The 16,153-nt window shown below is 56.9% G+C and carries 13 protein-coding genes and 3 tRNA genes; 6 read left to right on the top strand and 10 right to left on the bottom strand.

Annotated features, from left to right (window positions below; all coding sequences use genetic code 11):
• Positions 1-11: 11 nt before the first annotated feature.
• Entirely contained in the window at positions 12-1,415 is a 1,404-nt protein-coding gene (locus B9Z40_RS13685; RefSeq protein WP_100173927.1) for a phosphomannomutase/phosphoglucomutase, read from the bottom strand.
• A gap of 134 nt (positions 1,416-1,549) precedes the next feature.
• Here B9Z40_RS13685 and B9Z40_RS13680 point away from each other — a divergent pair, with 134 nt between their 5' ends.
• Genes B9Z40_RS13680 through B9Z40_RS13670 form a run of 3 tightly spaced genes read left to right on the top strand, consistent with a single transcriptional unit; the run spans position 1,550 to position 4,484 of the window.
• Positions 1,550-3,091: a DNA-3-methyladenine glycosylase 2 family protein gene (locus B9Z40_RS13680; RefSeq protein WP_100174088.1), complete on the top strand. Its 1,542-nt coding sequence runs from the start codon at positions 1,550-1,552 to the stop codon at positions 3,089-3,091.
• Positions 3,088-3,591 carry a methylated-DNA--[protein]-cysteine S-methyltransferase gene (locus B9Z40_RS13675; RefSeq protein ID WP_100173926.1) on the top strand — a complete coding sequence of 168 codons (504 nt, stop codon included), beginning with the start codon at positions 3,088-3,090 and terminating at the stop codon, positions 3,589-3,591. The genes B9Z40_RS13680 and B9Z40_RS13675 overlap by 4 nt, the downstream gene beginning before the upstream one ends.
• Complete coding sequence (locus B9Z40_RS13670; RefSeq protein ID WP_100173925.1) at positions 3,588-4,484, top strand: DMT family transporter; 897 nt, start codon at positions 3,588-3,590, stop codon at positions 4,482-4,484. The genes B9Z40_RS13675 and B9Z40_RS13670 overlap by 4 nt, the downstream gene beginning before the upstream one ends.
• On the opposite strand, the gene B9Z40_RS13665 is transcribed toward B9Z40_RS13670, so the two are convergent.
• Entirely contained in the window at positions 4,465-5,526 is a 1,062-nt protein-coding gene (locus tag B9Z40_RS13665) for an RNA methyltransferase (RefSeq protein WP_100174087.1), read from the bottom strand. The two genes, B9Z40_RS13670 and B9Z40_RS13665, sit on opposite strands and share 20 nt — an antisense overlap.
• Before the next feature lie 18 nt (positions 5,527-5,544).
• Positions 5,545-5,766, bottom strand: a complete 222-nt coding sequence (locus tag B9Z40_RS13660; protein ID WP_019430677.1) for a SlyX family protein — start codon at positions 5,764-5,766, stop codon at positions 5,545-5,547.
• Positions 5,767-5,942: 176 nt separating this feature from the next.
• On the opposite strand from B9Z40_RS13660, the gene metK reads away from it, so the two are divergent.
• Entirely contained in the window at positions 5,943-7,124 is a 1,182-nt protein-coding gene (gene metK / locus B9Z40_RS13655; RefSeq protein WP_100173924.1) for a methionine adenosyltransferase, read from the top strand.
• 97 nt (positions 7,125-7,221) lie between these two features.
• Here metK and B9Z40_RS13650 read toward each other — a convergent pair whose 3' ends face one another.
• Positions 7,222-9,180: a methyl-accepting chemotaxis protein gene (locus B9Z40_RS13650; RefSeq protein WP_100173923.1), complete on the bottom strand. Its 1,959-nt coding sequence runs from the start codon at positions 9,178-9,180 to the stop codon at positions 7,222-7,224.
• Positions 9,181-9,586: 406 nt separating this feature from the next.
• On the opposite strand from B9Z40_RS13650, the gene B9Z40_RS13645 reads away from it, so the two are divergent.
• Entirely contained in the window at positions 9,587-10,384 is a 798-nt protein-coding gene (locus tag B9Z40_RS13645; protein WP_100173922.1) for a DUF6088 family protein, read from the top strand.
• The gene (locus B9Z40_RS17280; protein ID WP_100173921.1) at positions 10,377-11,141 is read left to right on the top strand and encodes a nucleotidyl transferase AbiEii/AbiGii toxin family protein; all 765 of its coding nucleotides are present in this window, start codon (positions 10,377-10,379) and stop codon (positions 11,139-11,141) included. Before B9Z40_RS13645 ends, B9Z40_RS17280 begins: the two co-directional genes overlap by 8 nt.
• Before the next feature lie 459 nt (positions 11,142-11,600).
• On the opposite strand, the gene B9Z40_RS13635 is transcribed toward B9Z40_RS17280, so the two are convergent.
• The 6 genes from B9Z40_RS13635 to purF form a co-directional block, all read right to left on the bottom strand.
• Positions 11,601-11,677: transfer RNA gene (locus B9Z40_RS13635), tRNA-Asp, on the bottom strand.
• Between the two features lie 57 nt (positions 11,678-11,734).
• Positions 11,735-11,810 (bottom strand) — tRNA-Glu (locus B9Z40_RS13630).
• A gap of 53 nt (positions 11,811-11,863) precedes the next feature.
• Positions 11,864-11,939, bottom strand: a tRNA-Ala gene (locus B9Z40_RS13625).
• A gap of 74 nt (positions 11,940-12,013) precedes the next feature.
• On the bottom strand, positions 12,014-13,408 hold the full coding sequence (gene gltX, locus B9Z40_RS13620) for a glutamate--tRNA ligase (protein ID WP_100173920.1): 1,395 nt from the start codon (positions 13,406-13,408) through the stop codon (positions 12,014-12,016).
• A gap of 1 nt (position 13,409) precedes the next feature.
• Complete coding sequence (locus tag B9Z40_RS13615) at positions 13,410-14,621, bottom strand: O-succinylhomoserine sulfhydrylase (protein ID WP_100173919.1); 1,212 nt, start codon at positions 14,619-14,621, stop codon at positions 13,410-13,412.
• 9 nt (positions 14,622-14,630) lie between these two features.
• Positions 14,631-16,145 (bottom strand): amidophosphoribosyltransferase, encoded by a 1,515-nt coding sequence (gene purF, locus B9Z40_RS13610; protein WP_100173918.1) that lies wholly within the window; start codon positions 16,143-16,145, stop codon positions 14,631-14,633.
• Positions 16,146-16,153: the final 8 nt, after the last annotated feature.

The following is a 16,153-nucleotide window of genomic DNA, read 5'->3' as shown; positions in this document are numbered from 1 at the left end:
TTGTGTCTTGTTCAATGCGCCGCTGCGCCTAGCTGGGCATCGGGCTTGACCGAACGCAACAGCGCCAGCATCTCGGCTTCGATACGGTGCAAGGCCACTTCGGTCTGGCCTTCAAAACGCAACACCAGCACAGGTGTCGTGTTGGACGCACGGATCAAACCAAAACCATCGGGCCAGTCCACCCGAAGGCCGTCGATGTCTGAGACTTTGGCCGGGGCACTGAAAGCGTTGGCGGCTTTGGCCTGCAAGAGAGCCGTCACGCTGTGCGGCTCACCTTCGGCGCAAGCCACATTCAGCTCGGGTGTGCTGAAACTGGTGGGCAAAGCAATGAGCACCGCGTTGGCGTCAGGGGATTGGCTGAGGATTTCCAGCATGCGACCACCCGCGTAGGTGCCATCGTCAAAACCGTACCAACGCTCTTTGAAGAAAATGTGGCCGCTCATCTCGCCACCCAAAGGTGCCTGACCACCTGCAGCCTCAATGGCTTTCATTTGGGCCTTGATGAGCGAGTGGCCTGTTTTGTACATCAGGGCCGTGCCGCCCGCTGCCTCAATGACTGGGGCCAAGCGTTGGGAGCACTTCACATCAAACAAGATGGTGCCACCCGGCACTCGGCTGAGCACGTCCTGGGCAAACAACTGCATCTGGCGATCCGGGTAGATGTTTTGGCCGTCTTTGGTCACGATGCCCAAGCGGTCGCCGTCACCGTCAAAAGCCAAGCCGAGTTCAGCGTCTGTGCTTTGCAAAGCGTTGATCAGGTCTTGCAGGTTTTCAGGCTTGCTGGGATCGGGGTGGTGGTTGGGAAAGTTGCCGTCCACTTCGCTGAACAGCTCGATCACCTCGCAACCCAAAGCCCGAAAGATGCCGGGTGCCGAAGCGCCGGCAATGCCGTTGCCAGAATCGATCACGATCTTCATGGGACGCGCCAACTTCACGTCGCCCACGATGCGCTGCGTGTAGTCGGCCAGCACGTCCAGATGCGTGACGTGCCCCCCTTCACGCAACTGCCAGGTTTCGGCTTCCATCATGTGCCGCAGGGCCTGAATTTCATCCCCATAAATGGCGCGGCCACCCAAAACCATCTTGAAACCGTTGTAATCCTTGGGGTTGTGACTGCCCGTCACCTGAATGCCACTTTGGCATGCGGTGTGGGCAGCAAAGTAAAGCATGGGCGTGGTCGACAACCCAATGTCGATGACCTGCACACCCGCAGCCACCAAACCACGAATGAGTGCATCCGACAAGCTGGGCCCACTCAAACGGCCGTCGCGCCCTACAGCCACCCGGGTTTGGCCTTCAGACAGGGCTTGCGTTCCAAATGCTTGGCCTAAGCCCTCGGCAAATGTTTCGTTCAAGGTGCCCGGCACCACGCCGCGAATGTCGTAGGCTTTGAAGATGGAGGCGGTGACTTGCATGAGGAACCCGTTTATGCGCAGAGAATGATCGTCAATTGTAGGTGTCAATGGCGGCACAACATTCCGAAACAGGCTCGAAACCGCATGTCCGAAAATGGCTCATGCCTTCGGTTTTTGCGACTAACATGCCCCACATGCACACTCCTCAGGAACTGTTCTTGCACGGTCAGCCCGTCAACGAAGGCCGCTGCTACCGCGCCTTCCAGGACAAGGATGCCCGCTTTGACGGACTGTTCTTCATGGGGGTGCGCTCCACAGGCATTTACTGCCGTCCCGTGTGCCGGGTGCGTTTGCCTCTGCCAAAAAACTGCCACTTCTTTGAAACCTCCGCACAGGCCGAAGCGGCGGGTTTCCGGCCTTGCCTCAAGTGCCGCCCCGAACTGGCCCCGGCCCAGCGCTGGTGGTCGACCACGGACGCCAGCGCCATCCTGGCGCAAGCGGCAGCACGCTTGCTTGAGCAGGCTTTGCGTCAAGGCGGCAAAGCGCCAGCCATGACCGCACTGGCCGCCCAACTGGGCGTGAGCGACCGGCACCTGCGCCGCGTGTTTGAAACGCACTGGCAAGTTTCACCTTTGCAGTATTTGCAAACCAAGCGGCTGCTGCACGCCAAACAGTGGCTGCACGACAGCCCCTTGCCCACGTCCGAGATCGCCCACCTCAGCGGTTTCGGCTCGACACGGCGCATGAATGCCAGTTTTGCCCAGCATTACCAGTTGACGCCCCGCCAGCTGCGTGCCCAGGCACGCAACCCCGGGGCACCTGTGACACTGCGGCTGGCCTACCGCCCGCCCTTGCAGCGCGAACACCTTTGGGGCTTTTTGCAAAGCCGCTCGCTGCCTGGTGTTGAACTCTGGACAGGCGAAGGCATGCAGGCCCAGCTGCACCGAACGGTGCGCTGGCATCCCAGGGCATCGCATCAAGCCCCACTCACGGGCTGGATCGTGGTCGGTTGGGCACCTGACTCACCCCATGTGCAGCTGCAAGCGAGCGCCAGCCTTTTGCCGGTGCTGCCCGAATTGGTTGCCCAGGTGCGCCAGTGGCTGGATCTGGACGCCGACCCGGCCACCGTGCACGCGGTGCTGGGGGAGCACTTTGCGCAATCCCACGGCATCCGCATCCCGGGTGGGCTGGACAGCTTTGAGCTGGCCGTGCGCGCCGTGCTGGGGCAACAGATCACCGTCAAAGCTGCACGCACGCTGGGCGACCGCCTGGTGCAGGCCTTGGGACAGCCCTGTCAGACGCCCTGGCCTGAACTGGATCGGCATTTCCCCGATGCGGCGACCCTGGCCCGTGAGGAAAACGCCGCCCTCATGGGCAGCATGGGCATCGTGCGCCAACGCCAACGCGCCATCCATGCCCTGGCACAGGCCGTCGACAGCGGTCAACTGCAGCTGACACCGGGCAGCGACGTCGCCGCCACCTTGAGCGCCCTGCAAGCCCTGCCCGGCATCGGCCCTTGGACAGCCCACTACCTGGCCATGCGCACCCTGCACTGGGAAGACGCCTGGCCAGTGCAGGACGTGGCGCTGCAAAACGCCCTGGGGGTGCGTGACGAAGCCCGGCCCACCCAAGCGCTGGAACACATGGGCCAGGCCTGGCAACCTTTTCGCAGTTACGCCCTGTTGGCCGCCTGGTCACGCCTCACCCCTTCACTTCCCACGCCGGAGAAGCCATGATCACATTCACCACCCGCACCGCCAGCCCCTTGGGCGAACTCATCCTCGCCTGCAGCGACCGGGGCCTGTGCGGCGTCTGGTTTGAGGGGCAGCGGCATGGACCAGAGGCGCAAGTGATGCAAAGCTGGCAGCCCGCCCCGGACCACCCGGTGTTGCAAGCCACCGCGGCGCAGTTGCAGGACTACTTTGCCGGGCGCAGGACCGTGTTCGATCTGCCGCTGGACCTGTCGCGCGGCACGGCGTTTCAGCAAGCCGTTTGGCAAGCGCTGTTGACCATTGCGGCAGGCACTCACCAAAGCTACGGCCAGTTGGCCTCGCGCTTGAACAAACCTCAGGCCGTTCGGGCCGTGGGCGCGGCGGTGGGGCGCAATCCGGTGAGTATCATCGTGCCTTGCCATCGGGTGCTGGGCAGCACAGGTCAGCTCACCGGATACGCCGGAGGCCTGGAGCGCAAACGTGCGCTGCTGCAGCTCGAAGGCCACCAAGACCTGTTTTCATGACCCACTCCCCTGCCCGTCCCTGGGTTCGCGACTTCTTGCTGCTGGCCCTCATCTGGGGTTCTTCGTTTTTGTTCATGCGCATCGCCGCGCAAGAACTGGGGCCACTGCCCACAGCCGCCTTGCGCGTGACGATTGCCGCGCTTTTTCTGTGGCCCATCCTTCGCATGCGGGGCCATGCCCCGCTGCTGCGCCAGCACTGGAAACCCATCTTCTTGGTGGGCGTGCTGAACTCTGGCATCCCGTTTGCGTTGTATTCGTTTGCCGTGATGCACATCACCACGGGCCTGTCGTCGATCCTCAACGCCACCGTGCCGCTCTTTGGGGCCATCGTGGCCTGGCTGTGGCTGGGTGACCGCCCCGGTCTGTCGCGCAGCTTGGGGCTGGTGCTGGGCTTTGCGGGCGTGGCCCTGCTGGCTGGCGGCGAGGCCTCGTTCAAACCCAACGACTCGGGCATTGCCCCGTTCTGGGCGGTGCTGGCGTGTCTGGGGGCGACGGTCTGCTATGCCCTGTCCGCCAGCTTCACCAAAAAATTCATCCCCAGCCTTCCCCCACTGGTCACGGCCACCGGCAGCCAAATGGGCGCAGCACTGGCGCTCGCACTGCCTGCGCTGTGGTGGCGCCCGCAGCACCTGCCCAGTCTGCACGCCTGGGGCGCTTTGCTCGCGGTGGGCATCGTGTGCACGGGGCTGGCGTACATCCTCTACTTCAAACTGATCGAGAACACCGGTCCGGCCAAAGCACTCACCGTGACCTTCATGGTGCCGGTCTTTGCCATCTTGTATGGCGTGCTTTTTTTAGGCGAGAGCGTCACCGCCTGGATGCTGCTGTGCGGCGCGGTGATTTTGCTGGGCACCTCGCTCTCCAGCGGATTGGTCAAACTGCCGGGGCGTTGATGTGGCGGCGCAGGGTCACGGGTTGCACCCGCTGCTCACGCTGCACCAGATCGCGCGCCCTGAGCTGACCACATCCGCCCTCCACGTCCTGCCCCGCTGACTGGCGCAACTTGGTCAACACACCGCGCTGGTGCAGCGTGCGTGCGATGGCCGCGGCCCTCTCCCAACTCGGGCGCGCAAAAGGCAAATCGGGCACAGCGTTGTACGGGATCATGTTCATCAAAGCGTACTTGCCTTTGAGCAAACGCACAATGCCCTCGATTTCTTCATCGCTGTCGTTCACGCCGTCGATCAAGGTCCACTGGTACTGAATGGGGTAACCCGTGGCGCGTGCATAAACCTCCCCTGCTTCCACCAGGTCTTGTGGGTCGAAGCGCGGGGCACGCGGCAGCAGTTGCATTCGCAAATCGGCTCGGGTGGTGTGCAGCGACAAGGCCAGCGCCGGTTTAACGCGGCCTTGCGGCAAACGCTCAAACACCCGCGCATCGCCCACGGTCGAAAACACCAAGTTTTTGTGCCCAATGTTGCCCACGGTGCCCAGCAGGTCAATGGCCTCCATGACCGCGTCCAAGTTGTGCGAGGGCTCGCCCATGCCCATGAACACCACTTTCTTGACAGGCCTGAGCGTACGGGCCAGCGCCACTTGCGCCACGATTTCGGCACTGCCCACCTGACGGATCAGGCCCTCACGCCCGGTCATGCAAAACACACAACCGACTGCACAGCCCACTTGGGATGAAACGCACAAGCCGTCGCGCGGCAGCAGCACGCTTTCGACGGTCTGGCCGTCCTGAAGGCCCACCAGCAAACGTGCCGAGCCGTCTTGCCCCGGGTGTTGTTCACGCAACGTGGCCAAGCCTGTCAGCGTGGTGCTGAGCGCAGGCAAGGCCTCGCGCACTGCGGTGGGCATGAAACTTTGCAGCGGCCTGCGACCGCTGTCTTGCGGCTTGGCCTGCGCCCACAGGCACAGCACGCGCTGCTCGTGAAGGGCGTTCGCCCCCAGCGCACGCAAGTGGTCGCGGATGTCTTGAATGCTGTGCATGGCCGTCAACAACTGCCTTCAGTAATGCGGCGGAATTTCATCACGCAAATTGCGCATTTCAGCGCCGCCGCCTGACTCGGGCAGTCGGTCACGCATCTGACGCAACTCTTGGATGAGCGCGTCAATCTGTTGCTGCTGTCTGTAGACCTGTGCATTGAGCTGGTCCAGCAGGTCTTCGGTGAAACCGGCCTTGATTTCGAGGTCAACCAAGCGATTTTCTATTGGGGTTGGGATGTCCATGGGCTGTATTGGACATGATTTTGAAGAGGGCTCTGCCTTCTTTTATAATTTGTGCATCGCCGAGTTACCTGAACTACTTGCAGGGCGATTCATAAATTCTGCTAAAGCGTTCGCCAGGCTCCGGGTTAACAGGGTCGGCAACGCCGAACAACCTCTGTCAACAAGGAGCTTTTTTCATGTCCAGCAATTACCTCTTCACGTCTGAATCCGTTTCAGAAGGTCACCCCGACAAAGTGGCGGACCAAATCTCTGACGCGATTTTGGACGCCATCTTCGAGCAAGACCCACGTTCACGCGTGGCTGCTGAAACCCTGACCAACACCGGTTTGGTCGTGTTGGCGGGCGAGATCACCACCAACGCGCATGTCGACTACATCCAAGTCGCACGCGACACCATCAAGCGCATCGGCTACGACAACACCGACTACGGCATCGACTACAAAGGTTGCGCCGTGATGGTTTGTTACGACAAGCAATCCAACGACATCGCCCAAGGTGTTGACCACGCGTCCGATGACCACCTCAACATTGGCGCGGGCGACCAAGGCCTGATGTTTGGCTACGCATGCAGCGAAACGCCAGAGCTGATGCCCGCCCCCATCTATTACGCACACCGTTTGGTCGAGCGCCAAGCCCAGTTGCGCAAAGACGGCCGTTTGCCTTTCTTGCGCCCTGACGCCAAGAGCCAGGTGACCATGCGCTACGTGGACGGCAAGCCGCACAGCATCGACACCGTGGTCTTGTCGACCCAACACAGCCCTGACCAAAGCGAGACAGCCACCAAGATGAAGGCCAGCTTCACCGAAGCCATCATCGAAGAGCTCATCAAGCCCGTGTTGCCCAAAGAGTGGCTGCAAGACACCAAATATTTGATCAACCCCACAGGCCGCTTCGTCATCGGCGGTCCCCAGGGCGATTGCGGCTTGACCGGCCGCAAGATCATTGTGGACACCTACGGCGGTGCATGCCCGCACGGCGGTGGTGCGTTCTCTGGCAAAGACCCATCCAAGGTGGACCGCTCTGCTGCTTACGCTGCCCGCTACGTGGCCAAGAACATCGTGGCCGCAGGCTTGGCCACGAAATGCCAAATTCAAGTGGCGTACGCCATTGGTGTGGCGCGCCCGATGAACATCACAGTGAACACCGAAGGCACAGGCGTGATCTCTGACGACAAAATCGCCGCTCTGGTTGCTGAGTACTTTGACTTGCGACCCAAAGGCATTATCCAAATGCTGGACCTGCTGCGCCCGATCTACAGCAAGACCGCCGCTTACGGTCACTTTGGTCGTGACGAGCCCGACTTCACTTGGGAGCGCACCGACCGTGCCACTGCATTGAAAGCCGCTGCAGGTCTGTAAACCAAGCCCTTATTTGGGCCCCATGGTTTAAAAAAAAGCCGCTCAACCAAGTTGAGCGGCTTTTTTAATTCCAGGACACCGTGTCTTTATGATCCGCTCAAACGCTGGGCGATTCAATTTTGAAGTTCGACAAGCTTTTGCGAGTCGAGTCGGCAATCCTCGAAAGCTCTATGACCGACGCCGTGATCTCTTCACTGGCGTTGGCGTTTGATCGCGCAATCATGTCGAGGTTTTCTAGGTTGGCGGCGATCTCTTGTACCGCACTGTTTTGTTGCTCGATCGCCGAGGAAATTCTCACCAGAAAGCCGTTGGAGGCACTGGAGGCACCATCGATCTTTGACATTTCAACAGCGACTTCTTGAACGATTTCAACCGCTTTCTGCGTGTCGAGCACGGCCTTTTCAATCAACTGTTTGATCTCTTTGGCGTTTTGTGCGCTGATGGTGGCCAATTTACCCACCTCATCAGCCACGACACTGAAACCTTTGCCATGCTCACCCGCTCTGGCCGATTCAATGGCGGCATTGAGCGACAACAAATTGGTTTTGTTGGCAATGTCTTCGATGATGCCTGTGATCTTGTTGATCTTCTTAGAGTTGTCTGAAATGCTGCCAACGACCTCCACCATTTCATTCATTTTGTTTCGCGAGTGAAGAACAATTTCCATTGAAAATTTGGACTCGATCGACGCAGATTCGGTATTTTTAGAAACGTCTTCAATCGCTTTCGATGCTTCTTTGACCGCAATCACAATTTGGGAGATCGCGTGGGTTTGATTGATGGCGCCATCACTCACTTGGCTCAAAGCCTCGCTGGATTGATTGGCGGCGGTAGCCACTTGCTGTGCATTGTGGTTGAGTTCTTTCATCACACCACCCAACGCTTCAAGAGAGACGTTGGTGTTGTTTTTTAAACGCTCTAGATCGCCGAATGTTTCAACAACAACACGGCCTCTCAGATCACCTGTGGCCAAATTGGACAAGGCACGTCCCAATTCATCGATCAACGTTTCCATGGCTTGCATGGTCACATCCACCGTTGCTCTGATTTCTCCTTTGACTTGAGTCGACATCCGTTGACTGAAATCACCCTTTTGGAGTGCTTGCATCACATCGGTTAAGGCATTCATGGTGACAAACACACTGGAAGCACATTGATTGACGGCGATCTTCATCGTTTGGAGATCACCGCTCATCTCTGTCTTCACTTGGCGTGAAAAATTACCTTCGGCAATGGCGCTGACCACTTGATTGACTTCGTTGATGGCCATTTGTTGGCGCGACACCATCTCATTGAATACCGCAGCTGTTTGACCCAACTCGTCTTTAGAACCGATGTTGACCCGGAGGCTGAAATCGAAACTTTTCCCCACATTGGTGATCACATCTTGAATGGTTTTGAGGGGCTTGGTGATGGATCCCGTGATCACCCAAGAAATCACCAACGTGAACACGATCGCAGCCGAAGAGATGATGAACATCCACATTTGGCCCAAATTGACATCCGCAAGGGCTTGATCGCTGGTCTTCTTGATCGCTTCATTTTGTACGGCAATGAACTCTTCGACGCTGTGCAAGTACTCGGCTTGAACAGGCAATATCTCTTTGATCAAATAAGCGCCGCTTTCTGCCGCATCTTTGCCTTTGATCATGCCCACAAGGATGTCTTGTTTTTCGCGGTATGCATTTCTGAGTGATTCCAGTTTCGCGAGTGCCGCTTTTCCTTCCGGTGTACTGACCGTCAACTCCAGTGCATCGATGGCTTCAGCCGTTAATCTTTTGGACTCTGTCACCTTGGCTAACTCACCGTCAACGATTTTCGCGTCCATGGCGATGATCGCCGTGCGGATGGCACGCGCCTGACGGTTCATCTCGTTTTCAATAGCGTTTGCATGTTGGACCTTCATCATACGATCTTTGACGATCAAATTCAGATCCCGCTCGACGGAACGGAGCTCAAAAATACCAATTCCTGCAACAGAAATCAACAAAATAACTACAGCCAAAAAAGAAACTGCCAAACGAAAACCGATGGGGGTATTTTGAAGTTTATTCATATTTCAATCAATTCTTTACTCATTTCAGTATAGGTGTGGATTCCATTTTTACTGAGTAGAAATCTTACTTTTTAGAGGATATTCCAGATTCCAATAGTTTGTATATTCATGACCTGCAGCATGAGGCAATTTCGCGCTTGGCAGAAAAGCTTCAACTTCACGAATGGATGAAAGTCACGGGACACAAATCAAGTGCTGTGTTGGCAAGGTGCTACCACCCTAACGCTTCAGACTTGGCTTTGAAACTGGGTTAAGAGCATTTCCGCCTCAAATTACTGTCGCAATTTCATTGTTCTCCTGACCCTACATACACGCATGCAACCCCCACCTCTTTGCATGCAACGAGGCCTATCACAGCCACTCAAATAATTTTGACATTATTTGAAAAACATTCATAATTTCTGACATGCTCAAAGTTCAAACGATCAGACAAGCTATCGCAGACAAACCTCAAGGATGCGTCTTCTCAAGTACTGACTTTTTGTCGGTGGGGACTCGTGCGGCCGTTGACCAAGCACTCATGCGGATGATGAGATCAGGAATCATCCAACGGGTAGCCAGAGGGCTGTATGCCAAATCAGGTCAGCAAGTGGATGCACAAACCATTGCCTATGCTGCTGCGCAAAAGACGGGGGAGCGATTGGGACTTGCGCCATCCGGAGATACAGATCAGCTGCTGGTGGTGCCCACTTCTGGTCTGTCGCGCACCGTCAAAGCCGCCGGACACACCGTGCAATTTCGCCGCATGAGTCCAAGGAAAGTCCAGCTCGCTGCCAGCCCCAAGGGCAGGGTCTTGCTTGAGTTGTGGACCCGGGGCATCAAAGACCTCACAACACTGGACATCCAGCGTGCCACGGGTGACTGGGCAGAAGGGGAAATTGACAGCTACGCAGCTTTGATCCCAGCGTGGCTGCGCACCGTCATTGCGCAAGCCAACGCGCCACGCAAGTCCGTCAAGATCGGTTTGTCGGGTGCTTATGACTGGTCAAACCCCAACATTAGGGACGATGTATTGATCAGCAAGGTTCTCGAAAAGCACAAGTTCGAGGATGTGGCCAGGTTGTGCTTCTACTACGGCGTCCCCAAGGTCAAGCGCGTCTTCAAGCGTCGTTCTTTTGAGCCTATGGCCAACGCCAGTGTGACCCGGATGCTGGGCAACATCAGCAAAGGCTTGCGAACAGTAAAGGAGCAAGCGAATGCATAAGCTCAAACTGCAGTTCATGCCAGAGGCGACTCAGAAGAATTTCGCTCGCCTCAACGGCGACCCCAGATTGGCTGGCTTTACCCTCGTGGGCGGCACTGCATTGGCGTTGCAAATTGGGCACCGAATCAGCGAAGACTTGGACTTCAATATTTTTGGCCAGAAATTACCCATCAAAGCCATCGACGGGCTTATGGATGAGTTGGCTGCAAATGGCTCCACGATTGAAAGCCTGATCACATCCGAACAAAAGTTGGGATTCAAAATCAACACATCAGACAACCTTGACCACTACATTCAGGATTACTTGATTGATGGTGCCAAGGTGACTTTTCATTCCCGCAATGAAAATGATCGCCCTAAGGCACAAATTGACTATTTGAAGTCAGCGCCAAAGGTGATGGTTTGCAAGGGCGGTTTTGATCTGCTCGGCGTCAATGGGCTTCTTGTCATGAAAAGCATCGTCATCTATGACCGAGTGAAGTCGCGTGACCTTTACGATTTGATGGTTCTCACCAGAGACCATGGCTATGGCCTTGAAGAGATCTTTCAAGCAATTGATCGCTGTCAACCCATCAGGAACAAAGACCCCGAATACTTTAAAAGCGTGGTCACTGGCGTGATCCCGATAGACAAAAATGATGAAGGGTTTTCCAGCATTCAACTGAATGTGAAATTGGCTGAAATCTACAAGTACTTCAAGAGGCTGGTCAACGCCTACGAGATTAAAGCTATCCAGCGATTGCATTCCAGCCATTAAAAAAAGCTCTATTGGAGCTCAAGATATGTTGGCTCGTTGAGGGTTGAACGAGTCGCGCAGCCGCAAGAGTCGACTCTAAGATTGCAAGTTGCCGTAACGCCGCTACATTGACAAGTCGATGGTTGCCGGTGCGCAAACTAGCAAGCTCACCGCTCTCCATCAGCTCTACGACCACGGCGAGACTCCATCGACTTAACTTCGCACAGAGCTCAGTCGAGAGGACCGGAACAACTTGAGATGCCTGACCCTTGTTGAGTAGGCTGCGTTTGATGGTTGAACATTACGCGCTCTGGACCTGCCGGTACGCATACAAATGGAACCACAATCTAAAAATCCATTTACATATCAATAAATTTAGATGGGGGGCAATTTGGCGTCAGCTAGCCTCCAAAAAACAACAAAAAAGCCCGATAATTTCTTATCGGGCTTTTTGTAAGTCCTTTATTTAAAAGGATATTTTGGCGGAGTGGACGGGACTCGAACCCGCGACCCCCGGCGTGACAGGCCGGTATTCTAACCAACTGAACTACCACTCCTGGTAGCTGTAACTTTTGTCAGACTGCTTTTGCAAACTGACCAAGTGCTACAAAACTTGGCGACCCTACGGGGATTCGAACCCCGGTACTCACCGTGAAAGGGTGATGTCCTAGGCCTCTAGACGATAGGGTCATAACCTGGACTGATTCTTTCGAATCGTGTTCTTGCGAACATTCTCAACACGTTGGTGGAGGTAAACGGGATCGAACCGATGACCTCTTGCATGCCATGCAAGCGCTCTCCCAGCTGAGCTATACCCCCTTTGGTATAACTTTGAGCATTGCTGCTTTTTGTTATGCCTCGTTGGTGTCGAGACTCGAATTATAGACAGAAAATCAGGCGTTTTTCAAACGCTGCAGAATTTTTTCGCGGTGACTCAAAGCCAGCACGGCGTCCAGCGATGGCGTCTGGGCAGTGCCCATCACCAACACCCGAACCGGCATGGCCAAGAGTGGCATCTTGAGGCCCGTTTCGGTCAAGGTTTCCTTGATCGTTGCCGCAATCGAAGCCTTGTCCCATGTACATGCCGCCAACTTGTCGGCCAACAAGGCCAAGGCTGGTTTGACAGCATCGGTCACATGCAAAGTCTTTTCCTCAGCATTGGGGACCACGTCCAAATAAAAGGCCGAAATCCATTGCGCCAGAACCACCAGCGTGTCGCAACGGTCTTTGAACAAACCACAAATGCTGGCCAGTCGTTCATCGGCCACCACGCCCAGTTTGGCCAGGAAGGGCTGGACGTGTTGGGCCAATGCGTCATCGCACATGGCTTTGAGGTGCTGGGCGTTGACCCATTTGAGTTTGGCTTCGTCAAACTGCGCGGCGCTGCGGCCCAAGTGGTCCAGGTTGAACCACTCCAGGAACTGCGCACGGCTGAAGATCTCATCGTCGCCGTGGCTCCAGCCCAAACGGGCCAAGTAATTGACCATGGCATCGGGCAAATAGCCTTCGTCACGGTAAGCCGTCACGGCTTTGGCACCGTTGCGCTTGCTCATCTTCTCCCCCTGCTCATTCAGCACAGTAGGCAGGTGGGCATACACCGGTGGCTCTTGGCCCAGGGCTTTGAAGATGTTGATCTGACGCGGCGTGTTGTTCACATGGTCGTCACCACGAATGACGTGTGTGATCTGCATGTCGATGTCGTCCACCACCACGCAGAAGTTGTAGGTGGGAGTGCCGTCAGGCCGGGCGATCACCAAGTCGTCGAGTTCGTCGTTGCTGATTTCAATACGGCCCTTGACCTTGTCGTCCCAAGCCACCACACCGCCGATGGGGTTCTTGAAACGCAAGACGGGTTTCACGCCCTCTGGAATATCGGGCAGGGTCTTGCCGTCAGCAGGACGCCATGTGCCGTCGTAACGGGGCTTTTCCTTGTTGGCCATTTGGCGCTCACGCAGCGCATCCAAGGCTTCCATGCTCATGTAGCAGGGGTAGACATGGCCTGCGGCAATCAGCTCGGCCAGCACCGCCTTGTAGCGGTCCATGCGTTGCATTTGATAGAACGGGCCTTCGTCGTGGTTCAGTTCCAGCCAAGCCATGCCTTCAATGATCACGTCCACAGATGCTTGTGTGGATCGGTCCAGGTCGGTGTCTTCGATGCGCAAAATAAAGTCACCGCCCGTGGCGCGGGCAAAGGCCCAAGGGTACAAAGCCGAGCGGATGTTGCCCAGGTGAATGAAGCCCGTGGGCGACGGGGCAAAGCGAGTTCGTGTGCGTGCGAGGTGGGTCATATCAGAGGGTATCGAGACCGCGGGACAGGTCTTTTTGAACATCTTGCGGGTACTCAAGGCCCACCGCCACACGGATCAAGCCTTGGCCAATGCCTGCGGCTTGGCGTTGCGCTTCGGTCAAGCGGCCGTGCGAGGTGCTGGCCGGGTGCGCCACCATGGTTTTGGTGTCGCCCAAATTGGTCGCCAGTGACAACATTTGCATCTGGTCCATCACATGGAAAGCGCGTTGTCGCGATTGCTCCGGACCCTCGGCTTTGACCTCAAAGGACAACACAGCGCCGCCTAGGCCCGACATCTGGCGCATGGCCAGTTCGTGCTGAGGGTGGCTGGCCAAACCGGGGTAGTAAACACGGGCCACGGCGGGGTGCTTTTCGAGCCATTCGGCCAAAATTTGGGTGCGGGCTGTCTGCGCGCGCATGCGCAAGTCCAATGTTTCGAGGCCTTTGAGCACCACCCACGCATTAAAAGGTGCCAAGGTCATGCCACCGCTTTTGAGCACAGGCAAAAACTTCTCGGTGATCATTTGCTGCGAGGCGCACAACGCGCCTGCCATCACGCGGCCCTGGCCATCGAGGTACTTGGTGCCCGAGTGCATGATGATGTCGGCTCCCATGGCCACAGGGCGTTGCAGGGCGGGCGTTGCAAAACAATTGTCCACCGCAAACAAAGCACCGGCGTTGTGGGCGATGTCGGCCAGTGCCTGGATGTCACACACTTCGGTCAGTGGATTGGTGGGCGTTTCGGCAAACAACAAGCGCGTGTTGGGGCGAACCGCCGCTTGCCATTCTTTCAAATCGGTTTGCGAAACAAAACTGGATTCCACGCCAAACTTGGCCAGGTCTGAACCAATGAGTTTGATGGTAGAGCCGAACATGGAGCGCGAGCACACCACATGGTCACCCGCCTTCAAAAGGCCCATGCACATCATCAAGATGGCGGACATGCCAGAGGCCGTGCCCATGGCGGCTTCTGTGCCCTCCAGCGCAGCCAAGCGCATTTCCATGCTGCTGACCGTGGGGTTGCCGTAGCGCCCGTAGGTGTAGCCCTCTTCGTCGCCCGCAAAACGTCGTGCGGCAGATTCGGCTGTCGGCTGCACATAACCGCTGGTCAGGTAAAGCGCTTCGGAGTTTTCGCCGTACTGGCTGCGCTCCACCGCGGCACGCACGGCCAAGGTTTCGATGTGCAAATCGTCAAATCGGTTGGGTTCTGTCATGTTAGAGGCTCACACGCTGGCGTTGGGCAAAGCCAAACGCGAATTGTCGTCATCGCCCTCTTCGGCTTGAGGACGGGTTTGGTTCAAACGGCTGATGTCGTTGGCCGAAATATCGCCCGTCACGTACACGCCGTCAAAGCAAGACGCGTCGAAATCCGACAGTGCACCCGCTGCATTAACACGCGCTTGGGCCACCGCGGTTTTCATGGCGTCCACGTCTTGGTAAATCAGGGCGTCACAACCAATGATTTGGCGGATTTCTTCGATGCTGCGGCCATGCGCCACCAACTCTTCGGACGTGGGCATGTCGATGCCATACACGTTGGGAAAACGCACGGGCGGCGCGGCGCTGGCCATGTAGACCTTGCGGGCCCCGGCGTCGCGGGCCATCTGCACAATCTCCCGACTGGTGGTGCCGCGCACAATGGAATCGTCCACCAGCAGCACATTGCGGCCCTTGAACTCGCTGACGATGGTGTTGAGCTTTTGGCGCACCGACTTTTTACGAACCGCTTGGCCCGGCATGATGAAGGTGCGGCCCACGTAGCGGTTTTTGACAAAACCTTCGCGGTAAGGAATGCCCAGCAAATGCGCCAACTGCGTGGCGCTGGGGCGGCTGGACTCGGGGATCGGGATCACCACATCGATGTCGCTGGGCGGCACGGTGGAGATCACGCGCTTGGCCAGCGTTTCGCCCAGGTTCAAGCGGGCTTGGTAAACCGAAATGCCGTCCATGGTGGAGTCTGGGCGAGCCAGGTACACGTATTCAAAAATACAGGGGCTCAATTGCGACTTGTCGGCGCAGGACTGGGTGTGCATTTGGCCGTCCAGGTCCACAAAAATGGCTTCACCCGGGGCCACATCGCGCTCAAACTGGTGAGCGGTGCCATCCAATGCGACCGACTCGCTCGCCAGCATGATGGAGCCGTCTTCGCTGCGGCCCATGCACAAGGGGCGAATGCCGTGCGGATCGCGAAAAGCCACCAAACCGTGGCCTGCGATCAAGGCGATCACCGCGTAAGAGCCTTTGACACGGCGGTTCACGCCGCGCACGGCCTCAAACACGTCCATGGGCTTGAGCGGCAAACCACGGGTGGTTTTTTCCAATTCATGGGCCAAAACGTTCAGCAGAACTTCGGAGTCGCTGTCGGTGTTGATGTGGCGGTGGTCTACTGAAAACAGTTCGGCCTTCAAGGCGTGGGCATTGGTCAGGTTGCCGTTGTGCACCAACACCAAACCAAATGGCGCGTTCACATAAAAGGGCTGGGCTTCTTCTTCGCTGAAGGCGTTGCCCGCCGTGGGGTAACGCACCTGCCCCAAACCGCAGTTGCCAGGCAGGCTGCGCATGTTGCGGGTGCGGAACACGTCGCGCACCATGCCTTTGGCTTTGTGCATGAAAAATTTGCGGTCCAACTGGGTGACGATGCCCGCCGCATCTTGCCCTCGGTGCTGCAAAAGCAACAGGGCGTCATAAATCAACTGGTTGACCGGAGCGCTGCTGACAACGCCGACAATTCCACACATACGTTTAT

Source organism: Limnohabitans sp. 15K, assembly GCF_002778285.1.
GTDB lineage: Bacteria > Pseudomonadota > Gammaproteobacteria > Burkholderiales > Burkholderiaceae_C > Limnohabitans_A.
Note: the sequence above shows the minus strand (reverse complement) of the source record. Positions and strands in the feature narration are given on the sequence as shown.